Origin of the sequence: Sulfuriroseicoccus oceanibius, assembly GCF_010681825.2 — a bacterium.
In the GTDB taxonomy this organism is placed as follows: Bacteria; Verrucomicrobiota; Verrucomicrobiia; order Verrucomicrobiales; family SLCJ01; genus Sulfuriroseicoccus; species Sulfuriroseicoccus oceanibius.
Genome location: NZ_CP066776.1, coordinates 166,337 through 189,250, shown reverse-complemented (window position 1 = coordinate 189,250; position 22,914 = coordinate 166,337). Strand labels below are relative to the sequence as shown.

The window sequence follows — 22,914 nt, the reverse complement described above, 5'->3', positions numbered from 1 at the left end:
AAACGAAGCGATGATCTCAGAGAGCAAAAGGATCCGGGTAACGACATCTGGCAAGGGAACCTATGAGGTGACCAATGCGCTGGAGACGATGGTGCGCGAGTCGGGTGTGCAGTCGGGGACGCTGACTGTGTTTGTGCGCCACACGAGCGCGAGCTTGATCGTGATGGAGAATGCGGATCCATCGGCGCGGCGAGATTTGGAGGAGTACTTTGACCGGTTGGTGCCTGAGAACGAACCGTATTTCACCCATATCTATGAGGGGGCGGATGATATGCCGAGCCACATCCGGATGGCACTGACTTCGGTGAGCCAGGTGATTCCGATTGTGGATGGGCGGCTGGCGCTTGGTACTTGGCAGGGTGTGTTTTTGTTCGAGCACCGGCGGGCTCCGCATCAGCGCGAGTTGGCGCTCAATGTGATGGGGCTCTGATTGCGGGGGCGTGTGGGTTTCTGGTACCATGCTCTGCATGAGCATGTGCCGATGGTTGGTTTTGTGGAGTGCGGTGGTCGTGTCCGTTGGGTGGGCGCACGAGAGAAAGGCGGAGGTGTGGTTTGACCGTGATGGGAATCCGGTGCGTTTGTCCGAGATCACGCGGGATGGTCAGCGGCACCCTGAGGTGGTGGAGTTGGATGTGAGCAATTTGGACGAGTGGGCAGAGTATTTGGCCGAGATCGGGGTGGAGCTCGATCCGTCCGGGCAGCCGGCGATTGAGGTGAGCGAGCCTCTGGGCGCTGTGCATCAGTTGATGCGCTGGCGTGGTTTTGAAAACAGAGCGTGGCCGGTGGGATGGAGTGTGAGGCGTGGGTGGTACGGATCACCGCACGGCTGGCATTGGAACTGGCAGCGCTATCATCGTGGGTTTCCTCATTGCGGTGGGCGTGGCGCGATCATCCGCTACAAGACGTGGTGATGAGGTAACCGAGGCCACATCCAATCCATGAGCGGTGTCCGTATCTTTTACCCAGCGACTTGGGTAAACGACCACAGACAATGAATGAGACATATTTGGGGATCGATATTGGCGGGACCAATACAAAATTTGGAATCGTAAGCCGACACGGTGAGTTGTTGGCGAAGGAGAAGTATCCGACGGCGGGGCTGCGGGAGGACAACGATGGCTACATCGAAGCCTTCCTGCGGATTCTGGCGGCATTTCTGGCGGCGCATCCGGAGATCACGAATGTGGGGATCGGGGTGCCGGGAACGCTTGGCCCCCGGCGGCGAAGCACGATGCAGTTACCGAATATCCCCGAACTGAGTTATTACGGGTTGATGGACCGGTTGGAAGGGGAGTTCCCTGGTCATGTGTTCAGGCTGGAGAATGACGCCAACGCGGCGGCTCTCGGTGAACTGCTTTTTGCGACCGAACCATTGCCGGATAATTATGTTTTCCTAACCCTGGGCACCGGGGTGGGCGGGGCCGTGATCTACGACAAGGAAATCTTCGGGGGCGAAGGAGGGAATGCGATGGAAGTCGGACACATTCCGGTTGGGAACGGTCTCTCGTTGGAGCAAACCATCGGCAAAGCGGGGATGGTAGCGATGTGCCGCAAGTATCTGAAGAAGGGAAAGTGGAAATCCAAACTCAAGAACAACGACAAGCTGAACTCTCGCAAGATTCAGAAGGCGTGTCTGGCGGGAGATGAGGTGGCGGTGAAGGTGTTCACCGAGGTTGGCCGGTATCTCGGGCAGGGGATTGTCTCCAACCTGCGTATTCTTGACATTCCCACGGTCATTCTGGGAGGTGGGGTGTCGAAGACCTACGAGGTGCTGTATCCGAGCATGATGGCTGAGCTGGAAGAGTGGCTGACCCCGTATTATTTGAACCGTTTGGATATACGCACTGCGTCTCTGGGCAATGAAGCGGGCATCCTGGGGGCGGCTTCCTTGGTGATTCCCCAGTGATGCCTGAGTGCTGTTCAAAAAAAATGCGCCGGGCGGGAGGTCCGCACCGGCGCTGAGAGGCGGAAGAATTCCGCTTACTTGATTTCGTATGGCTTGGTCAGCTTGTCCTTGCCGTCGGTGAGGGCTTCCAGAGTGAAGCGGGCGAACTTGATCGAATTGTAGCCTGGCTCCCAGAGCACACCGATCGAGCCGTCTTCGAGGATGGTCAGCTCCGAGTAGGCGGATGGGCCTGGGTCGACGACCTTGCCGGCGCTCCAGGTTTTGCCCTCATCGTAGCTGATGCGGACCGTCAGGTTCTTGCGGCCGTTTTGTGAGCCGGCGTTGCAGAACAACAAGCGGTCTTTTGCGTAGCCGTCCTTCTTCGATGTGTAACGGATGATGGCACCGTTGCACTTCGGATCGATCAACTGGATCTCGCGCTTGCTGTCCCAGGTTTTACCTCCGTCCTCGGAGATGTGGACCCAGCGGAAACCACCGCCAACGCGTGAGTTGACCATCAGGCGTCCGTCGGTTAGTTCGAGCACGCGGGACTCATCGGCTGGCTTGATTTCCGAGTCCATGAGTTCCCAGGTCTTGCCGTGGTCACGGCTGCCGAAGATTTTCGCGCCTTTGCCGAGCACGACGTAGTTGTGGATCAGTGTGCCGTCTTCCATTTGCGACCCGCGTCCGGACGAGATGAACTTGAACGCGCCTTTCGACCAGTCCTGAGGGGCGATGTCTGCGGTGATGTCGCGATGCTCCGACCAGGTTTTGCCGTTGTCCTTACTGCTGCGGACGTGGAAACGGAACTCCTTGGTTTGGCCCTTTTTGCCCATGTAGCTGTAGAAGACAAAGATCTCACCGGTCTCGCGGTCGAGGATGAACGATGGGTCTGTGCCGCCGGTGCCATCCGGGTAGTCGGCGACGACTTCGATCGGGCCCCAGGTTTTGCCATTGTCCGTGCTGCGCTTGATGACGATGTCGATGTCGCGGGCGTGGATCAGGTCGGCACTGGTCTTCCAGCGGGCGTCGCACGAGGCAATGAGGTCGCCGTTTGGTGCGGTGATGATGGCTGGAATGCGGTAGGTGTGGCAGTCGTTTTCACCGGCGGTGAAAACGGTGGTCTCCGAGACCAGCGGGAGTGGCTCGGTTGGGACTGGCAGCATTTCCGGGATGTCGGTCACTTTGTCCGGCTTCTCGGAGAGGAGTTCGAAGTTGTCGATCAACGTGCCAGCATCTTTTGGCGTGGAGGTGGTGAAGCGGAGGGCTTCCACGGTGTCGCCCGGTGGGATGGCCAGCGTGATGTCCGAAAGCATGCGCTTGCCGACGATGATGACGTGGTCGAGTTGGCCGACTTTGCGCCACTCGCCATCGACCTGTGCTTCGAGGAGGCACTTGAACGGATCCTTACCGGTCCAGCGCTCGGCTTGGAAGCGGACGCCCTTCGCCTTTTGGGCGCTGCCTTCGAGCTTCACGGTGACCACGCGGTTCTCGCCGCCGAGCAGGTGAAGTGCTTGCTTTCCGGTCTTGGCGAACTTGGCGGTCACTGCGGCGTTGCCGTCGGCAACCCATGTGATGCCGTCCTGGTCGCTGAAGGTATCGATAGCACCGGCTTTGGTGTCTTCGAACGAGGTCTTGTAGACGCCAGCGGTGGCCGGCGCGATGGCGCAGAGCATGGCGGCTCCGGCGATGAGGGACTGGATTCTGTTCATACGGGACATGTAACGGAGAAGTGGCGGGTTGGCTGTCTGGAACTGACTGGTTTTGATGGCCGACCGGTTTTGCGTCATGCGACTACGACCGGTAGCCAGGATTCCGGGACGTGGAAGTCAGGCTGGGTGCCACCGAGGCGGGCGGCGGTGAGGAAGATCTGATCCGGCGACTGGAGGATGGCGGTGACATTGCCGCACAGTGCTTCGAGTGGTGCGCCGAGCACGGCTTCGATGTCGGTGGCAGGGAGCGAGAACTCGATGGCCCAGAGCTTATCCTCGTCGAGTGTGGTGGTGGAGCAGTCGACGTTTTGGAAGTGTTGTTCGGCCTCCTGTTGGCGTGGGGCTGTGAAGCTGGCGGCCCACCAGGCACCGGTCGGGCTGATATTGAACTCGAGATAGCGGCCGTTGGCTGGGTTCACGAGGAAGAATTCGGCGCAGTCGTGCTTCCAGAGTTCCGCTTGGAAGGCGCCGCAGGTGCTGCCGGGGGCTGCTTCGAATGGGAGAGCGGCCGAGAAATGAAAGACGAGTCGGCGTCCGCTGGGGGCGTCTGTGGGTTCGATGGTCAATGCGTAGCTGGCGTCTGCGTTGGGGTGGTCGGTGCCGAGGGCGTCGGTGACGAGCGGGCGCAGTGCGCCGGGTTGGCGGTCGATGAGCAGGGTCGAAAGCGGGGCGTCAGGCATGGGAAGAGATAGTGGGTTGGCGAACCTTCAAGAGGTAAGGCAATGGACGATACGACGGGGCTGGGGATCAAGATCAATCGATGGTGCGCCGGGCGATTGTCATTGGAGATAGCAGAATCCGTCAATTGAGTGCAATGCGCTGGGTGGAGCGGTGAATGGAATTGGTAGTGCATTGATACCTTGGTTGCCGGCACGCTGGGAAATCCGCCGAAACATTGGGGATCTAGAAAATTTGTTCTTCCTAGGGAGGAAAACATCGTATTAGAGTCCACACACTTGTTTGGAGCCTGCTGCGCGACCGGTGGCGGGTTCTTCACTTTTACCCTCAGAAATATGAACTATCTGGAACTTGTCCTGTTTGTGGGCGCCGTGATTGGCGTGATCACCCTTGGTATTTGGAAGTCAAAAGGGGAGCGGACCCATGATAGTGAGAAGGGGGCGTCTGATTACTTCCTGGCAGGACGCGGACTTACCTGGTGGCTGGTTGGTTTCTCGCTGATTGCGGCAAACATTTCTACCGAGCAGTTTGTCGGTATGTCCGGTCAGGCTGCTGACTGGCTGGGGATGGCGATTGCGTCGTACGAGTGGATGGCGGCGGTAACACTGGTGATTGTGGGGTTCTGGTTCCTGCCAAAGTTCCTGAAAGCTGGTCTTTATACGATTCCCGAGTTCCTGCAGTACCGCTTTGACGGTGTGGCGCGGATGGCGATGGCGATTCCGATGATCGTGACGCTGGTTTTCGTGACCACCTCGTCGGTGATTTTCTCCGGTGGTAAGTTCATTTCCGAGTACTACAAGGACGTGCCGGTGCTCAACAACCTCACCGCTGTCTGTTGGTTGATTGCCGCTGCGGCAGCGATTTACGTGTTCATCGGTGGTCTGAAAGCAGCTGCTTGGACCGACTTGATCTGGGGTGCGGCTCTTATCGTGGGTGGTGCGATCGTGATGTTCCTGGCGTTCAGCCACCTGTCGGATGCTCCGGCTGAGGAGTTGATCAAGACCAAGGTCGCGAACTCGACAGCAACAGTGGAAGATATTGAGAATGCGGGCGCGATCGACCGTCTGATTCTCCTCAACGACGGCAAGGAAGGCGAAGCGGTTGCCCAGAACGGACCAAATGGATCCGGCGGCAAGATGCACATGATCCGTCCGAAGGAAGACACCGATATCCCATGGACTGCTCTGCTGCTTGGTCTCTGGATTCCAAACCTCTACTACTGGGGTCTCAACCAGTACATCGTGCAGCGAACCCTCGGCTCGAAGTCGCTGGCGGAAGGTCAGAAAGGTATCGTTTTCGCAGCCGGTCTGAAGCTTGTGGTTCCATTCCTCGTGGTGATTCCGGGTATCCTGGCATTCAACTTGTTCTCTGGTGATCTGCACGATTCGGCGGAGACCCGCAACTCGAAGGCGATGGAAGGGATCAAGGAGACCCAAGCCATCAAAGTCGACCGTGCGTTTGTGACCATGCAGCCCGAGCAGGTTGCAGTGCTCGTGGAGCGCAACGCCAAGCTGGCCGGTGAAGAGGTCGAGGTTCCTGCGGAGGCGACTCCTGAGGATCTGGTGGCCTTGGTAAACGGTCTTGCAGACAAGGCGGTCGAGAAGGACGTCGAAGCGAATGGCGACAATGCGACGATCGCGGTCGGTCCGAAGATGGTCGGATACGACTACGATGCCGCGTTCCCAATTCTGGTGCGCAACTTGGTCAAGGACCACTGGTACATCTCATGGTTCGTGCTGGCCGCTCTTTGCGGTGCGGTGATCAGCTCGCTGGCATCGATGCTCAACTCGGCATCGACCATCGCGACGATGGACCTTTACGCGAACTTCTCGGGTCAGAAAGACCAGGCCAAGCTGGTGGTGGTCGGCCGTGTGTTCGTGATCTTGTTCGTTATCCTCGCCGGTCTGATTGCTCCGGCTCTGAACAACTTCAGCAGTATCTTCGCATACATCCAGGAATTCCAAGGGTTCATCTCCCCAGGTATCCTCGCGGTGTTCATCTTCGGCTTCTTCTCGCCACGCACACCGCGTTGGTTTGGCGCGGTCGGTATTGGTCTGAACATCGTTTCTTACGCAGCCTTCAAGTGGGTGCTGGGGCCATGGATCACCAAGAACGGCTGGTGGTATTCGGACGATATGGCATTCCTCGACCGCATGGGCCTTTGCTTCATCATTGTGCTGCTTGCAGGTGCGATTGTGACTATGATCGCGCCAATGCGTAAGCCGGTGGAAATGCCTGAGACCAAAGAGATCGAGCTTGAAACCTCGAGTGGTGCCAAACTTGCTGGTGGCCTCGTGGTGCTCGCGACTCTCGCCCTGTACGTGATCTTCTGGTAAGCGGGAATGGCTCAGTCACACGTGATTCTACTGGAGTCCGCGCAGTCTCCTGTGCGGGCGGTGGTCACCTCCCACGGTGCTTCGATCCTCAAGGTCGAGGTGCCGGATGCCAACGGTCAGCTTGCTGACGTGGTGGTGGGGGGCAACACACTCGACGACCACAAGCGCAATGTAGCCTGCTTCGGTGCGACTTGTGGTCGGGTGGCCAACCGGATCCGCAATGGTAAGTTTTCGCTCAATGGCGAGGACTACCAGATTGCGGTGAACAACGGCCCGAACGCACTCCATGGCGGTGATGCGCCGTTCGGCGACCGTGAATGGTCGGTGGAGAGTGTGATCGAGATCGACGGTGTGTGCCAGGGCGTGACGTTTTTGCTCGAGAGCCCGGACGGTGACGGCGGGTTTCCCGGAGCGCTGACCGTGCGTGCGACTTATCTTTTGTCGGATGACGGTGAGTTGTCCGTCGAGTACACCGCAGAGACTGACCGGCCGACGGTGGTCAACCTGACCAACCACGTCTACTGGAACCTGAGCGGGGATCCGGAGTCGACGGTGGAGTCGCACGACCTGAAGGTTTCGGCGTCGCGCTACTTGCCAATTGATGAAGATCATCTGGCAACCGGCGAGGTGCTGGCGGTTGATGGTACGCCATTCGACATGCGCGAAGGCATTGATCTCGGAGAAACTTTGGCATTGGACGACCCACAGATTGGCCCGATGCGCGGCCTCGACCACGCAATGGCTATTGATGGCGATGGAACCCGCTGTGCCTTGCGTTTGACCGACCGCGGTACCGGCCGCTGGATGGAAATGCTGACCAACCAGCCAGCGGTGCATGTGTACACTGGCGGTTATCTCGATGCGACGGTTCCGGGTAAAGGCGGGGCCGAGTATCGGGCGTATTCGGGGGTGGCGTTGGAGTCTGAGAACTTCCCGGACGCGCCGAATCATCCGGAATTTCCGTCTGCGGTATTGAATCCGGGCGAATCCTACCGACACATCATCCGCTGGCGGTTTGGCTGTTGATATTCGCCTGATTGCATGTCCCGTAGAACCGCTCATTGAGCGCAATCATTTACGATCAGAGGATTTGCCGGTAGTTCCGGCGGTGCCGCTGATTGTTCAGTTTTAGGAGGGGCGGCGCGTTGGTCCGTCTCTTCGTTATCCAGATCCTGAATAGAACCATGGCTATTGAATCCATCCCAGCACTTGATCAACTTGTCGCCTCAGTGAAGGCCGACTTCAAAGAGCGCTTTGGTCGGGAGGCTACCATTGTGGTGGCGGCTCCCGGGCGCGTGAACTTGATCGGTGAGCACATCGATTACTGCGACGGTTACGTCATGCCATTCGCGCTGCCGCTCTACGCTGTGGTGGCTGCCGCGCCGAACGAGACCGGCGAGCCGAAGGCGGTGCTGACCGCTGGCAAGGGGTTTGAGGACGCGGTGATCGACCTTTCGGTCAACCCGGAAGTGGGCCAGCCAACCTGGGCGAACTACCCACGCGGTGTGCTTGATGGGTTCCGCACCCGTGGACTGTGGCCGATCAAAGGGTTCGACGCGATGATGGGGTCGACGATCCCACTTGGTGCGGGGCTTTCCAGTAGTGCTGCGGTGGAGGTGGTTTTTGCCACCTTGCTTGAAGTTCTGACCGGTACCGAGTTGGGGCCGAAGGAGAAGGCATTGCTGAGCCAGAAGGCGGAGCATGAGTTTGCCAACGTGCCATGCGGTATCATGGACCAGTTCGCTTCGGCCTTTGGCGAGGAGAACCGTCTGGTGTTGATCGACTGTGTGAAGGAAGAGGCGCAACTGGTGCCATTCGAGCACGAGGAGCTGACCGTTCTGATTTCCAATACCAAGGTTTCCCACCAGTTGAGCGATGGTGGATACGCCAAGCGCCGCAAGCAGACCGAGGTCGCCCTGGCCGCGATCGGCAAGCCGAACTGGCGCGAAGTCACCATGGACGACGTGGAGGCGATCCGCGAAGAAGTGGGCGATGAAGTGTTCCGCCGTGCGCGTCACGTGGTGGGTGAAATCGCCCGCACACTTGGTGCTGCCAAGGCACTTGAGGAGGACGATCTTGAGCAGCTCGGAACCTACATGTGGCAGAGCCATGAGTCGCTGCGCGATGATTTCGAAGTCTCATGCCGCGAGCTCGACGTGTTGGTCGAGGCTGCTGCCGAGCTGGGTGCCGAGGGCGGCGTGATCGGTGCCCGCATGACCGGTGGTGGCTTTGGTGGATCGACTGTTACCCTGTGCCGTGCTGACCGCGCGGATGCGGTGGCCGCCTTCCTGGCCGAGCGTTACGAGAAGGAAACCGGCATCGTGCCGCAGATCATCGCAGCGCGTCCATCCAAGGGTGCCATGGTGATCGAGGCGTAAGAGCTTCGTTCCTGAAAACAATTACCGACACCCGGTCGCGTCCATTGCGTGCGACGGGGTGTTTTTTTATGATAGCGGCTGGCTGGATTCCCTCACTTGAGCGGACATGAATCTGCAGCTAGAGTCCCGCGCTTGTTCCGGTGCTGTTGATGATTGTCGGATCGGGCATCTGGATCTTTGTTATGCCTTTCGCTCTATTGCACTCTATTGTTTGGGTTTGTGGCCTGTTGCTTGGGGTGATCCCGGTGATCAAGCACCACCGCTTTGGTGCGGACGAGTTGTCGCTCTATCTCGGGCCGAGTTACTTCGGTAGTCACATTTTGATTATGCTGGGAGCTGCGGCTGTGGGCTCCATGGTTTGGGGTGGGCTGGCCCGTTGGTTGGGATCCGGCGACCGTGAGGCGATTCATTCGACGATGTGGCTGAAGGTGACGCTGGCCGCCCAGGTGTTGGTCGGAGTGATGGGGGCGTGCAATGTGGTGACTGGCTATGGCTACCTCGCGTTATGGTTTGGGGTGATCGTGGCGATCAGTGCGGGAGCGATGAAATTGAGTCGGCATCCGAAGCCGACGATCAACGATTTCCGCTCGGCGGTGGCTTGGATGCGGCGACCAAAGCCATGGAATGCGTTGTTCTTCCTGGCGCTGTATTTGCTGTTGATGTGGCATAACCTCTATCTGATCGAGCGCATGACCGAGATCGACGGCTGGCACAAGCTGAGCCTTTTTGTGAACCGTGCGTTTTCGCAGCTGGCGTTGACCGGTGGGTTCTACTTTGTGATCCAACTTTCGATTCAGAATGGTCCTTTGTGGAGCCGCAAGGTGATCTGGAGTTTGGCGACATTGGCGCCGATCGCGATCGTGCTCGACCACTTCATCGTCGGGTTTTGGAACCAAACCCTGCTCGATTTTCTGAACAACTTTGGCTGGGACGGGTTGATGAATTTGGAAGAGGAACTGCGCGGCGGCGGTGTTGAGATGAGCGTGCCGGCTGCAGTGGCGCTTGGGTTGGCTGTGTTCTTCGGAGCCTGTGCTCTGACGTGGGCGACGATCTGGATCTCCCACAAAGTGCGCTTCCGGATGGCACCGGTGTGGGCATTACTGGCGATTGCGCTGGGCTTTTTCGGGGCGGCGATCGAGCAGACCGTGGGGCGCGAGTGGAAGGCGCGGCGCAGTTGGATGCAGGAGTACAATGAGTTTTCGGTGATGATTTCGCCTGTGCGTCCGCCGGAGGGATTGGCGTATTTCGATGTGAAGTTCCGTGATCATGCGGGGCTTCAGGAGTTGGATGCGTTGAAGCTGGAGCGGAAGCCTGACATCTACGTGATTTTCCTGGAGTCACTGCGGGCGGATGCCCTGACGCCGGAGGTCACCCCGTTTCTCTACCAGTTCAAATCGCGTGAGTGCCAGCCGATCGGGCGCGGGTGGTCGAGCTCCAATGGAACGCATCTCGGGTGGTTCGGAACCTTGTCTGGTCAGGTGCCGATCCACTGGGAGGATGAACGGGATGAGGCGAGAGAACAGGGATGGCCCGGCTTGCGGACGTTTCACCTGTTCAAGGACGCCGGATACAAGATGCGCGTGCATGCGGCATCCGAGCTGGAGTTCCGCGATATGGGGCCACACTTCTTCTCCACTGGTGATGAATTGTTTGAAGCCGTGCGTGAGAATGTGGAAGGCGATCCGATTTTCGGTCTGCCTTTGCCCGAGCGCGAGCGTGTGCTGATGGAGGATTTGAAAGCGCAGATCGCCGGGCGTCCGGTGGGCGGGCACTTGGACATCGTGGCCATTGACTCGCCGCATTTCATGTACACCTGGCACGAGGATTTCGAGCTGCCATTCCCGGACTATTACGAGTCACGTTATTTTCCGGCGTTCCCCTCGGACGAGGAAGTGCGGCTGGTGAAGAACAAATACTTCAACTCCGTGGCCTGGGCGGATCACTTGGTCGAGGGGTTCTGTCAATTCTTGAAGGAGAGCGGTCGGTATGATGACTCGATCGTGATCGTCTTGGGCGACCATGGTGAGGAATTCCAGGACCACGGTGGTTGGCTGCATGTGTCGTCGCTTGAGGACGAGCAAGTGCGGGTTCCGATGATGATCAAATGGCCTGCGAGCTATGGTCGTGGGCCGCTGGTCGACGATGCCAGCCAGCTTGATGTGCTGCCGAGTTTGCTCGATTACCTGACGGACGGTAACCCACCAAAGGATATGGCGGGGATTTCGCTTTTGAGCGGGGAGGGACGATCGATCGTCGCGACGACCGCGCAGGGTGGCTCGACACGTGAGGCAATGCTCCTTTCGCGGGACGGCTACAAAGCCTACTTCACGTGGCCTAGTTATTGGAATGGCCGGCCGACGGATCAGATCACGTTGTCCCGGTTCATCGGACCGGAAGGGGATATCGAGTTTGATACCGAAGCGGAGTATCTGGAGGCGATGCGGAAGCACATGCCGGATGCGTTGGATCGGTTCTTCCTCCGGGTGGAGTTGCGGCGCGATCCGGCTGAGGAATAATACCAATTAAACTGTCACCTTGGCGGAACCGATGAGGATTTTAATGAGTAGGATCGGAGATAAAGAATGTGATCTTGGCGGGATCTTTTTGAGTGATGCTGCGTTGCTCATAGCTCAGGTAGCCCGCTAGCATCGCGGTTCGCGCCTTGCCTCACTCGAAAAAGCTCTCCGCCATTCCGCCAATTTGACCGTTCAAATGGAATAACGGGCGGGCTCTGCGAGGTGAAACCGTTTGGCCGGCATTGGCCGTATCGTTGCTGAAATTGTCTCTCTCAGCCCGATACCAAGATCATGCCGACCGAACTTCACTACGATGCGGAAAACGACCTGATGCACACCCGTGCTTTCGGCCGTGTGACCAAGGAGGACTTGCTGAGGCACCCCTCGGCACAGATTGAGAAGCTGCCGCAAGAGGGAGCGCACTTGTACGAGCTGCTGGATGCCCGGGATGTGGAAGGGGTCGACGTGTCGATTCTGGGGATCGTGGCACACGTGCCGAAGATGTTCTCCCAGTTGCGGCATTTTGACGGAGTGTCGTTAGCGATCTTGAGCAATGAGGATTGGGTGTATGGGCAGGCAAACCAGTTGGCGGCGCTATTTGCGCGGTCATCGGTGAGAATTCGGGTGTTTCGGGTCGAGTCGCAGGCTATGGCGTGGCTGGACGACCAGCGTGCGGCGCGCAATGCGGTGATTGAGGCGTCGGCGCGCAGAGCTGGTGGCGCGTAGTGTGGCCGGGGAAAGTTCGTGCGGCGCGGTGGATTCGTGATGGAATCTGCTGCGGGCAGCGGTAAGTTGGCGCCCCATGCTCGCCGTCCAACATGTCCGAATTGAATATGGCAGCCGTGTGCTGTTTGCCGATCTGTCCTTTGTGATTCAGGGGAAGGAGCGTGTCGCTCTGGTAGGGCCGAATGGTGCGGGCAAATCGACGTTGATGAAGATCCTCGTTGGGAGAGTGACTCCGGATGGGGGCAAGATCGTGAAAGCCAAAGCGGTGCGCGTGGGCTATCTCGCGCAGGAGGGGATTGAAACGTCGGGGCTGACGTTGATGCAGGAGGCGGAGAGTGCCTTCGGCGATATCCTCGGAGTGGAGAAGCGACTTGAGGAACTCGGCGCCGAGCTCGAGGTGCTCGACCCGAAAAGCGACGACTATGCCGAGACGCTCGACCGTATGGGAGATCTGCAATTGCAGCTCGAAGAACATGACGTGTCGCGTATCCGCCCGCGGATTGAGACGATTTTGCGCGGACTTGGCTTCAAGCAAGGCGACTTCGACCGCATGACCGATGAGTTTTCCGGCGGCTGGCAGATGCGTATTGCGTTAGCGAAGCTCCTGTTGCAGGAGCCTGAAGTGCTGATGCTCGACGAACCGACCAACCACCTCGACATCGAGGCGCAGCGTTGGCTGGAGGGATATCTCAAGAGCTACCGCGGTGCGATTTTGCTCATTTCCCACGACCGGGCGTTCTTGGATGCGCTGTGCAAGCGCACGTTGGCATTCGGTAATGGGCGGGTCGAAGAGTATTCGGGCAACTACTCGTTCTACGAGAAGGAGAGCGTGCTGCGCCGTGAGCAGTTGGAGAAAGCGGCGGCCAACCAACAGCGCGAGATCGAGAAGACCGAGGATTTCATCAACCGTTTCCGAGCCAAAGCGACCAAGGCGAAGCAGGTGCAGAGCCGGATCAAGATGCTGGAAAAGATCGAGCGCATCGAGCTCGACCAGGATGGGCCTGAAGTGCGGTTCAAGTTCCCGGACGCGCCACCGAGTGGCCAGGCCGTGGTGAAGCTCGAGGATGTCTCCAAGCACTACGGAGAGAAGCGCATCATCAACAACTGGGATTTCACTGTGGAAAAGGGCGACCGCATTGCGGTGGTCGGGGTGAACGGCGCGGGTAAATCTACGTTCTCGCGGATCGTTGCGGAAAAAGAGCCGCTGACCGGTGGCAAGATGACTTTCGGGCACAATGTGATGCTCAACCACTTCGCCCAGGATCAGGCGGAGGAACTGGATCCAAAGCTGACCGCATTGGAGACTCTGGAGTCGGTGGATACGCGTGGTTCGAAGATTGATGCGCGTTCGATTCTCGGCTGCTTCCTTTTCCGTGGCGACGATGTGTTCAAGTCGGTGAGCGTGCTGTCCGGTGGTGAGCGCGGGCGTTTGGCACTGGCGAAGATGTTGCTGACACCGTCGAACTTCTTGATTCTAGACGAACCGACCAACCACCTGGACATGGCGTCGCAGGCGCGTTTGCAGTCGGCGTTGCTCGATTACCAAGGAACGTTTGCGATTGTCTCGCACAACCGCGACTTCCTCGATCCTATCGTCAACAAAGTGCTCGAGTTCCGTGTGGGGGCGCCGCCACGGTTGTTCCTGGGCAATGTGTCCGACTACATCGCGAAGCGGGAAGCCGAGGAAAAGGAAGCTGCCCGGGTGGAGGCATTGCATGCGTCCGCCAGCGCCGGGGCGGCGGCTGCGTCAGGTGGTGGTGCCTCGGGTGTGAACCGCAAAGAACAACGCCGCATCGAAGCTGAAAAGCGGAAGTTGCGGGCGTCCAAGCTGAAGCCGCTTGAGGATCAGTTGGAAAAAGTCGAAGCGCGGATCTCCGAGCTGGAGACGACCAAGGCGGAGATGGTCGAGAAGATGAATGATTTGTCGACCTTCGAGAGCAAAGAGGAAGCGCAGTTGTTCTTGCAGAGCTTCAAGGACGTCGATGCCGAGCTTGAGGGTGCGTACTCGCAGTGGTCGGATATTTCCGAAGAAATCGAGAAGGTGACGGCTGAGCTCGAAGCGTAGCGGGGCTGGATAAGCGGCCATCGGGTGGGCCATTGCGGTTCGGCGGAGCCGTACGCTCCGCCGGATTTGCGGGCGGTGGCGTGACCCAGGGTGTGGTCGCCGGAGGCTCCCGTCACCGTGGGCTGGTTTGAGCTCCCCTTTCAGGGGAGGGCAGTGGGGTTAGGTCCTTATCCTTATCCTTATCCTTATCCTTATCCTTATCCTTATCCTTATCCTTATCGGAATCGGAATCGGAATCGGAATCGGAATCGGAATCGGAGCTCCGTGATCGTCGGTTCGATCAGTCTTCCAATACAGAGCGCCTAACCGCGGACGCACTCGATGCCCGCCGCACAGAGGGGGAGCCGTTCCTGCCGAGTGGGCGGAGGATGCGTCAGTGGGGGATCCTCACACTTCGTCGCCGTCATCGATGTCGGTGGTGACGGTGCTTTGGGGGAGGGTGGTGGCACCGGTGCCGATTTTCCGGCCGGGATAGATGGCGGTGTGGATGCCGGTGTGCACGCCATCGCCGACGATGGTGCCGAACTTGAGGCGTCCGGTGTCGGTGAGCTTGCCGTTGACCAGACTGCGGTGGGGCATGGCGTCGTGGCGGTAGTTGGAGACGATGGTTCCTGCGCCGAAGTTGACTTTGTTGCCGAGAATGGAATCGCCGACGTAGCTGAGATGGCCGATCGCGGTGTCGTGTCCGATGATCGAGTTTTTGATCTCCACCGATTGGCCGATGTGGCAGCGGTTGCCGATGGTGGTGTTGCCGCGGATGTAGCAGTTCGGTCCGATCTTGCATCCATCGCCGATGATGACGTGGCCTTCGATGAAGACGCCAGGGAGAATGCGGGAACCGCGTCCGAGGTGGAGCGTGCCCTCGACATGCGCGGCGGGATGCACTTCGCCAAGGATCTGGTCCGCTTGTAGTGAGGAGAGCAGGCTTTCGTTGAGCTCGAGTACGTCCCAGGGGAATTGCAGTAACCCCGAGTGGGGCGAGGCGGTGAGAGATGGGCCTTCGTCAGATGGGGCTCCGTGCCACGCCAGGAGTTCACCGTCGGTGGAGAGTAACCGGGTGCCGGGGGCAGTGGTGGCAAGCGCCTGCCAGTCGTCTGCGGTGACCCATGCGTTGGCGATCAGTGCGGCCTCGGCCGGGGCATGTTCGTCAGCGATGCGGGATTGCCACTCGTGCAGTGACGAGCCGGCTACCAATGGGTTGTCACTGAGTGGCCAGAGGGTGGCGGGGCGGGATGGTGGAGCAATGGTCATGACGTGCAAGGATTCCACTCGACGCGGGCGGGGATGAGGCTAGTTTATCCCACGATGACTACCGGCAACGACTCTCTTTCTCCAAAAATCACGTACTTGGTTTGTGCCACCCACCGCAGTGGGAGTAATTTGTTCTGTCAGTCGCTGTGGCTGAGTGAGCTGGCTGGCTATCCGCAGGAGTGTTTTTCGCCAACCCGCAGCCCGGTCATTGCCGAGGAGCACGGATTGACGCCGCCTGAGGAGTCGTTTTCGTTGTACCTGCGCTCGCTGTTGGCCAAGCGCCAGACCAATGGTGTGTTCGGAGCCAAGATCATGTGGAAGCACGTGGCGTGGTTCCGCGAGCAATTGCTTGCCGATCCTCAGTACACCGGCACGCGTTCCGAGAACGTGGCGGAGGTGCTGAAGGGGGCGTTCCCTGAGCTGAAGTACTTCTGGGTTCGTCGTCGCGACAAGGTGCGTCAGGCCATTTCCCTCTACAAGGCCAAGCAGACCAAGATCTACAACTCGATGCAGGAAGACAATGGTCAGGGCAAGCAGGACGTCGAATTGGTCTACGATTTCGCTGCGATCGATAAAGAGGTGAAGCGCTTCGAGAAAGAAGAACAGGAATGGCAGAAGTTCTTCCAGGACAATCAGATCGCTCCGTATGTGGTCGAGTACGAAAACTTCGTCGAGGACTACGAGCAGACCGCTATTGGTGCGCTGCGCTTCCTCGGGGTGGATATCCCTGTGGATTACGAACAGCCAAAGTCCCATTACCGTCAGTTGGCAGATGCCGTGAATGACGAGTGGTACGCGCGTTACCGCGAGGACGTGCGGAAGGGCTAACGAGCTTCGCGCCGGGGTTTGGCTTCAGGATTGACCCCGGCGCGACAAATGTTCATGGTTCGGAGTCTTCGGTTGGTTCCGGAGACCTCCACAATCCCCCGTGAACATGAAAATCGTAAAGATTCTGTCAGTGTTAGTCGCTGCAGCCTGGATGACCAGCTGCGGTGAGAAGCCCTCGGCTCCTGCGGAGCAGTCACAATCGCCGGAAACTTCGGAGGCCGAGGAATCGGCAGTGGTTTCCGAGCCTGAATATGTTCCGGTTGAGCCTGCGGAGGTCGGGCAACCCGAAGCGGTGGCTGCCGATGTGAAGCCGGCTGATGGTCACGTGGAGGTAGGGAACGCTGGCTTTGGTGGTGGGGTGCTGCCGCCGAGTGGAGGCGATGAACCGTTTGTGCTGCAGAGCCTTGATCAGATCAAAGTACGCGAGGGATCAGATTCGCCGAAGGTGGGTGACACGATCTATTCGATGACCAATCTGCCGGAGGAAGCATGTGGCACGTACTGGGTGCTTGGCGGCGATGGCTATGTCGAAACCCTCGCGGTTTGTACTGGCGACCACGAGCATTGAGATCATTTTCCAACAAAAAGCCGGCACCTGCGGATTGCGGGTGCCGGCTTTTTTATGATTTGGAAAACGGAGACGCCTAGTTTTGCTCGTCGGCTGGGGCTGCGGTCTCGTCGTTGCCGGTCAGGTTTTCGTCGTTCCAGGCTTCGCGTTCGGCGCGGCGGTCTGCCTGGGCATCTGCTTCGAAGAGAGTCTCCACAAGTTCGCCTTGGTAGAAGAGGTAGTCGCCGCTGACCTGGCCTTCTTTGTTCCAGTCGACCTTACGCTTGTCCCAGCCGTGGTAATTGTTGGCGCGGATGCCGTTGGCGCTGGCGAATCCGTTTTTGTGGGCGCGGGTGTGTGGTCCGATCCACTTTTCGTCGGCAGGAGCTGAGCCGTCTTCGTAGAACGAGAGGGTTTTCATCATGCCGCCCTTGTAGCGGACGATGAGGTAGCGGGCTTGTCCCTGATGGTAGCCGGTTTCGCGTGACATGTCGCCATTCTTGCGGAACTCGACTTCGGGGCCGTGCTTGAGGCCATTCTTGTAGGTGGTGCTGAACTGGACCTTGTCCGGCTCGTCTTCGAATGGGATGAGGACAATGCCCTTGGCTGGTTTGCCTGTGGCCGGGTTGATGGCGATGCCATCTTTGATCTCGAGCTTGGTGGTCTTCACCTTCGCGCCGCCTTCGCCTTCCATCACCCAGCCTTCCGGTGGTTTGCAGTTGCTCAATGCGAGCGATCCGAGGGCGAGTGCTGCAAGGAGGGACGAACGAACGAGCGGGATGCGTGTGGTCATAGCTTGGGTCATGGTTTGCGGGGACTATAGCGTATCGGGCACGCCGGGCAAGCGGTGCCGGTCTGCCTCTCCTGACAGAAAAAAATCCCGCACCATCACAGACGGTGCGGGATTCGGTGAATCGAGTGGCTTAGTTGGACTTGATCCAGCGGACGACTTTGTCGTTTTTGATCAAGGCTTTGGCTTCTTCGCGGAAGCGCCCGAACATGGTCGAGGTTTCGTAGACGGCCGCGCCGGTCCAGTAGCCCTCTCCGTTGATCGTTTCGAACCCGAGGAAGCGCCAATCGATGATGGTGCTGGCGTCTATGCCTCGCAGTTCGCCATTGTCGACGCTTGCCTGCATCACGGCGATGTAGCGTTCCTCGTCGTTTTTGGTTTCCGGGATGGCACCTGCGGTCTTTTTCACTTCGTCTGGCACGGCGGCTGCGGCCTGGCGGCGCTTGAGCTCGGAGGCGCGGTGGGCATCGACGCGGGCGTAGATGCGCTCGACGCCCTTGCGGTAGAGCGCGCGGACTTGATCTTTGAAGTCGGTTTCATCCATGGCGATGACGGCGAAGGCCTCGCTGTCGCGGTTCATGGCGACCTTGATATTGCGCTTTTTGCTGGTGCCGAGCGGGACGACCTTCGATCCGGCGGGCTTGGTCAATGTGTTGCCCGAATTGCCGACGGCGAACTGCAGCGGCTTGTGAATGGTGATGGTCTCCGGATAGGCGCGACCAGGAACCTCGGTCCAGTTTTTGGTAATGTCAGCCAGCGACTTGATCTCCGGATATGGGAAGCGCTGAGCGATGGCAGATGTCGTGTCGCCGGTCGGTGCGGGTGGCGTAAGGTCCTGAGGGGCGACGGTAGGTTCGGTGTCGACTTCCTCTTCTTCCGTGAGTTTAGGGTCCTCTGCAGGGTCGGGTGCGGGAACTGCAGGATCTGGAGCTTCATCGACCTTCGGATCCTGCTTTGCAGGCTCTTCGGCAACGGTTGGCTCCTCTTCGGCTTGGTCTAGGCCCAACTGGCCGGCGATGTTCGGGTACAAGAGGTAGCCCAGAGCGATCAGCACCAGAGAGAGGAGGAGGTTGAGGAAAAACTTCATGAGTTGGGATTGTGGGGTTTAGGGGGGCGCAACAGTCAACGTGCGGTGGGCGTGATTTTCCAGAGGAAAATTTAGGTTCTCATCGGCGGGTCCCCCGCTAAGGTGCTCCCATGGCAGACGACTACGACCACAGGCTGTTTCTTTTGGATGGGATGGCGCTCATTTACCGGGCGCATTTTGCGATGATGCGCAGCCCGATCCGTACGACGAGTGGGGTGAATGTTTCCGCTCTCTTTGGGTTCGCCAACACATTGCTCGATTTGATCCAGAAGCAGCGCCCGACGCACTTGGCGTTGGTGTTGGATACGTCTGCACCAACCTTCCGGCACGACAAGTTCCCCGAGTACAAGGCGCAGCGTGAGGCGATGCCGGAGGAGTTGTCCGCGGCGATCCCGCACGTGAAGAAGTGGGCGAAGGCCATGGGCTTGCCGGTGATCACATTGGATGGCTACGAGGCCGACGACATCATTGGTACGCTGGCGCGGGTGACCGAGGCACACGATGCGAAGTGTGAGGTGTTCATGGTGACGCCGGACAAGGACTTTGCCCAGTTGGTGACCGAGCACGTGAAGATTTACAAGCCGGGGCGTCAGGGCAGTGATCCCGAGGTGATCGGGGTCGAGGAAGTGCGGGAGAAGTGGGGTGTCGAGGATCCGATGCAAGTGGTGGACATCCTCGGTCTGTGGGGCGATGCGTCCGACAACATTCCAGGCGTGCCGGGGATTGGTGAGAAGACGGCGAAAAAGCTCGTTGCTCAGTTTGGAGGGGTCGAAGGGCTGATCGAAAATGTCGGGTCGCTCAAGGGCAAGCAGAAGGAGAATGTCTCCAATTTCCGCGAGCAGGCGGTACTTTCCAAGTGGTTGGCGAAGATTGTCACCGACGCGCCGGTCGAGCAGCGGTTTGAGGACTTGGTGATCGGTGAGCGCGACGACGAGACGCTGCGCGCGATGTGCGTGGAGTTTGAGTTCAATGCGCTCGGGCGGAAGCTCTTTGGCGGTGAGTTCAAAGCGGGGCGTGGGTTTGCTCCGAAGGCGAGCGATGCCTCCGATGATTTGTTTGGCGCCAGTGCGGCCGCACCATCGGGTGAGTTGGATCTCGGCGATGCGGGGCTGCAGCAGTTTGACCCAGCCAAGGTGAACTACCGTTACGTCGACACGGCGGCGGGTGTGGAGGAAATGCTCGCCGCGTTGAAGGATGCGAAGGCCGTCTGTTTCGACACGGAAACCACATCGCTCAACCCACGGGTGGCCGAGTTGTTGGCCATTGCGTTTTCCGCGGCGGAAGGCGATGCGTGGATGGTGGACGTGCGTAAAGTACGCACCGAGGCGGCGGTTTTGCCGCAGGCGTTGATCGATTGGTTTGCCAATCCGGCGGTGGGAAAGGTAGGCCAGAATTTGAAGTACGACCTGCAGGTGCTGGCGGCGCATCAGATCCCGGTGGCTGGGCCGTTTTTCGACACAATGCTGGTGCATGGGATGCTCGAGCCATCGCAGCGACACAGCATGGATTTTATGGCGGAGTCGCTGCTCGGCTACTCGCCGCTCAAGATCACCGAACTCATCGGAGCCAAGGGCAAAGACCAGAAGTCGATGGCTGAGGCGATGGATGAGAAACTTGAGGATGTGGTGAACTACGCCTGCGAAGACGCGGACATCACGTGGCGTCTGGCGGAGAAGCTGCGTCCACAGTTGGCATCGAGTGGCCAGCAGGCGGTGTACGACGCGATCGAGGCGCCGTTGTTGCCAGTGCTGGTGCGGATGGAGAGTGAAGGCATCGCGATCGATACCGCGGCGCTGGATGAGATTTCCGGAAGCCTGGGCGAGCGTGCTGCCGAGTTGCGTGCGGCGGTGATGGAGGCTGCGGGTTCTGAGTTCAACCTGAACTCACCGCGTCAGTTGGGCGATGTGCTCTTCAACCAGATGAAGCTGGTGGAGAAGCCGAAGAAGACCAAGACCGGCCAGTTCGTGACCAACGAGCAAGTGCTGCAGTCGCTGGCGCCGGACCACAAGATCGTGCGCGATGTGCTCGATTACCGCGAGGTGACCAAGCTGAAGAACACGTATGTCGATACCCTGCCCGGGTTCATTGACCCGACCACCCAGCGCGTCCACACGTCGTTCCACCAGGTGGTGGCTGCGACCGGGCGTCTGGCATCGAGCGATCCGAACCTGCAGAACATTCCGATCCGCACCGAGCTCGGGCGCGGGGTGCGCCGTGCGTTTGTCCCGCGTTCGCCGGAGCGTTTGCTGATGGCTTCTGACTACTCGCAGATCGAACTGCGCATCATGGCCGCAATCAGCGACGACGAGGTGATGCGCCAGGCTTTTGTGGAAGGAGCGGACATTCATACCGCCACGGCTGCGAAGGTCTTCGGCGTGGAACGCGACGAAGTGACCCGCGAGCAGCGCAGCGGCGCGAAGATGGTGAACTTTGGCATCATTTATGGCATCTCCGCGTTCGGTCTCTCACAGCGCTTGGGGATTCCGCGCAAGCAGGCGGGCGAGTTGATCGAATCGTATCTCGCCACTTATACCGGCGTGAAGTCGTTCATGGAAACGGTGGTCGAGAAAGCAGCGAAGGACGGCTACGTCGAGACGCTCGGTGGACGTCGTCGTTACCTACCGGATCTCAATTCACGCAACCACACGATCCGCAGCGCCGCCGAGCGGATGGCGATCAACACGCCGATCCAGGGGACTGCTGCCGATATGATCAAGCTTGCGATGATTCGCGCCGACAAGGCATTCCGCGAGGCGGGCTTTGAGTCGAAGTTGATCCTTCAGGTACACGATGAATTGTTGGTCGATCTCGTGCCGGACGAAGAAGCCGACGTTCGTCGCGTGCTGGAGGAGGCGATGGTCAATGCATTGCCGCTCAATGGCGTGCCAATCGTGGTGGAGTCCGGTGTGGGCGCCAACTGGTTGGCGGCGCACTAAGCGAACCTCGGGTCTGAATCCAGCTGGAGTTCGTACTAGGGAAATATGGACACAACACGATTATTCGCAGCGTTGGGCTCGGCTCTGGTGTTGTTGGTGGTGTCTGCCTGTGAACACGCCAGCATGCCTTCGGACGATGATTTGTTTGCGGCGGCGGTGGACGCACCTGCCCCGGTGTGGATCGATTTGCGCACCGAGGCTCAGTACCGATCGGGCCATTTGCCCGAGGCGGTTAATATTCCGGTAGATCAGTTGGAGACCACGGGGGATTTGCAGATTGCTTTGGCTCAGGCGATTCCCGATCCGACCGCACGGATCAACTTGTACTGCCGCACGGGACGTAAGTCGGGCATGGTCTTCGAGTTGATGCGGGACTTCGGGTGCCGGGACGTGGTTGACCACGGCGGATACAAGAATGTGATGCGGTAGGTTTTTCGGGAGCCGAACTGATGACGGAGCTTAGCGAGCAACGACAGGAGTGTCGTTGGTCCATCGGGGAATGGTGGACGAGGGGAGGCGATGGAGCTACCACACTCTTGTGGTAGAGAGCGATTCACCACGCCCCCTTTCAAATCCTCCTCATCCTGCCAATCTGTGAAAAAAAACGCGATCTGCGGTGACTGCTGCGCCCCTCCCCGGTGCCGGAGCTGGCCGCCCTTTGGGATCTTTGGGTCTTTGCGTGAGCCTACCCATCATCGACGGCAGGAATGCCGTCCCCCGTGCGCTGCGCGTGCATGGTTCGGGAGCCGAACTGATGACGGAGCTTAGCGAGCAACGACAGGAGTGTCGTTGGTCCATCCGGGAATGGTCATTGTACGTGTTGCGATGGAGCTACCACACTCTTGTGGTAGAGAGCGATTCACCACGCCCACTTTCAAAGCCTCCTCATCCTGCCAATCTGTGAAAAAAACGCGATCTGCGGTGACTGCTGCGCCCCTCCCCGGTGCCGGAGCTGGCCGCCCTTTGGGATCTTTGGGTCTTTGCGTGAGCTTGCCCATCATCGACGGCAGGAATGCCGTCCCCCTCAGCGCTGCGCGTGCATCCATCGGGCGCGGATAGTTGATCCTCTTCGCTATCGGCGCGCTCCGATTGGGAATTGGGATAGCGATCCCGATAGCGATAAGGATTAAGGCGGGGAGAGGAATGGAATTGACGGCGGGGCGATCTCTCCCGAACGTC

General features: G+C 59.0%; 18 protein-coding genes. 13 read left to right on the top strand and 5 right to left on the bottom strand.

Translation table 11 applies throughout. From position 1 onward, the window contains the following. The first annotated feature begins 10 nt into the window (after positions 1 to 10). The 3 genes from G3M56_RS00780 to G3M56_RS00770 all read left to right on the top strand — a co-directional run bounded on the left by G3M56_RS00780 (position 11) and on the right by G3M56_RS00770 (position 1,906). Entirely contained in the window at positions 11 to 430 is a 420-nt protein-coding gene (locus G3M56_RS00780; protein WP_164364943.1) for a secondary thiamine-phosphate synthase enzyme YjbQ, read from the top strand. 37 nt (positions 431 to 467) lie between these two features. After that, the gene (locus G3M56_RS00775; RefSeq protein ID WP_164364944.1) at positions 468 to 911 is read left to right on the top strand and encodes a hypothetical protein; all 444 of its coding nucleotides are present in this window, start codon (positions 468 to 470) and stop codon (positions 909 to 911) included. Between the two features lie 80 nt (positions 912 to 991). Beyond that, entirely contained in the window at positions 992 to 1,906 is a 915-nt protein-coding gene (locus G3M56_RS00770; protein WP_164364945.1) for an ROK family protein, read from the top strand. Between the two features lie 74 nt (positions 1,907 to 1,980). Here the strand turns inward: G3M56_RS00770 and G3M56_RS00765 are convergent, their stop codons facing one another. Continuing rightward, positions 1,981 to 3,606 carry a sialidase family protein gene (locus tag G3M56_RS00765; protein ID WP_235203508.1) on the bottom strand — a complete coding sequence of 542 codons (1,626 nt, stop codon included), beginning with the start codon at positions 3,604 to 3,606 and terminating at the stop codon, positions 1,981 to 1,983. A gap of 65 nt (positions 3,607 to 3,671) precedes the next feature. Next, positions 3,672 to 4,277 (bottom strand): DOMON domain-containing protein, encoded by a 606-nt coding sequence (locus G3M56_RS00760; protein WP_164364947.1) that lies wholly within the window; start codon positions 4,275 to 4,277, stop codon positions 3,672 to 3,674. 333 nt (positions 4,278 to 4,610) lie between these two features. On the opposite strand from G3M56_RS00760, the gene G3M56_RS00755 reads away from it, so the two are divergent. From G3M56_RS00755 to G3M56_RS00730, 6 genes are all read left to right on the top strand, one after another. Then, positions 4,611 to 6,611 carry a sodium:solute symporter family transporter gene (locus G3M56_RS00755; RefSeq protein ID WP_235203507.1) on the top strand — a complete coding sequence of 667 codons (2,001 nt, stop codon included), beginning with the start codon at positions 4,611 to 4,613 and terminating at the stop codon, positions 6,609 to 6,611. A gap of 6 nt (positions 6,612 to 6,617) precedes the next feature. After that, complete coding sequence (locus G3M56_RS00750; RefSeq protein ID WP_164364948.1) at positions 6,618 to 7,637, top strand: aldose epimerase family protein; 1,020 nt, start codon at positions 6,618 to 6,620, stop codon at positions 7,635 to 7,637. Positions 7,638 to 7,795: 158 nt separating this feature from the next. Continuing rightward, complete coding sequence (galK, locus tag G3M56_RS00745) at positions 7,796 to 8,989, top strand: galactokinase (protein WP_164364949.1); 1,194 nt, start codon at positions 7,796 to 7,798, stop codon at positions 8,987 to 8,989. Positions 8,990 to 9,171: 182 nt separating this feature from the next. Then, positions 9,172 to 11,505, top strand: a complete 2,334-nt coding sequence (locus G3M56_RS00740) for a sulfatase-like hydrolase/transferase (protein WP_164364950.1) — start codon at positions 9,172 to 9,174, stop codon at positions 11,503 to 11,505. Positions 11,506 to 11,796: 291 nt separating this feature from the next. Continuing rightward, entirely contained in the window at positions 11,797 to 12,231 is a 435-nt protein-coding gene (locus G3M56_RS00735) for an STAS/SEC14 domain-containing protein (protein ID WP_164364951.1), read from the top strand. Between the two features lie 76 nt (positions 12,232 to 12,307). After that, a complete protein-coding gene (locus G3M56_RS00730) occupies positions 12,308 to 14,296 on the top strand; it encodes an ABC-F family ATP-binding cassette domain-containing protein (protein WP_164364952.1) in 1,989 nt (662 codons plus the stop codon). 387 nt (positions 14,297 to 14,683) lie between these two features. Here G3M56_RS00730 and G3M56_RS00725 read toward each other — a convergent pair whose 3' ends face one another. Beyond that, positions 14,684 to 15,547, bottom strand: coding sequence for a hypothetical protein (locus G3M56_RS00725; RefSeq protein ID WP_164364953.1), 864 nt, complete (start codon positions 15,545 to 15,547; stop codon positions 14,684 to 14,686). A 54-nt stretch (positions 15,548 to 15,601) separates the two neighbouring features. Here G3M56_RS00725 and G3M56_RS00720 point away from each other — a divergent pair, with 54 nt between their 5' ends. Both G3M56_RS00720 and G3M56_RS00715 read left to right on the top strand, forming a co-directional pair. Continuing rightward, complete coding sequence (locus tag G3M56_RS00720; RefSeq protein WP_164364954.1) at positions 15,602 to 16,375, top strand: Stf0 family sulfotransferase; 774 nt, start codon at positions 15,602 to 15,604, stop codon at positions 16,373 to 16,375. Positions 16,376 to 16,481: 106 nt separating this feature from the next. After that, positions 16,482 to 16,943, top strand: coding sequence for a hypothetical protein (locus tag G3M56_RS00715; RefSeq protein WP_235203506.1), 462 nt, complete (start codon positions 16,482 to 16,484; stop codon positions 16,941 to 16,943). A gap of 76 nt (positions 16,944 to 17,019) precedes the next feature. Here G3M56_RS00715 and G3M56_RS00710 read toward each other — a convergent pair whose 3' ends face one another. Next, a complete protein-coding gene (locus G3M56_RS00710) occupies positions 17,020 to 17,715 on the bottom strand; it encodes a toxin-antitoxin system YwqK family antitoxin (protein WP_164364956.1) in 696 nt (231 codons plus the stop codon). 130 nt (positions 17,716 to 17,845) lie between these two features. Next, on the bottom strand, positions 17,846 to 18,799 hold the full coding sequence (locus G3M56_RS00705) for a hypothetical protein (protein ID WP_164364957.1): 954 nt from the start codon (positions 18,797 to 18,799) through the stop codon (positions 17,846 to 17,848). A gap of 110 nt (positions 18,800 to 18,909) precedes the next feature. Here G3M56_RS00705 and polA point away from each other — a divergent pair, with 110 nt between their 5' ends. Both polA and G3M56_RS00695 read left to right on the top strand, forming a co-directional pair. Next, positions 18,910 to 21,735, top strand: coding sequence for a DNA polymerase I (polA, locus tag G3M56_RS00700; RefSeq protein WP_164364958.1), 2,826 nt, complete (start codon positions 18,910 to 18,912; stop codon positions 21,733 to 21,735). A gap of 45 nt (positions 21,736 to 21,780) precedes the next feature. Beyond that, positions 21,781 to 22,164 carry a rhodanese-like domain-containing protein gene (locus tag G3M56_RS00695; RefSeq protein ID WP_164364959.1) on the top strand — a complete coding sequence of 128 codons (384 nt, stop codon included), beginning with the start codon at positions 21,781 to 21,783 and terminating at the stop codon, positions 22,162 to 22,164. The last annotated feature ends 750 nt before the right edge of the window (positions 22,165 to 22,914 follow it).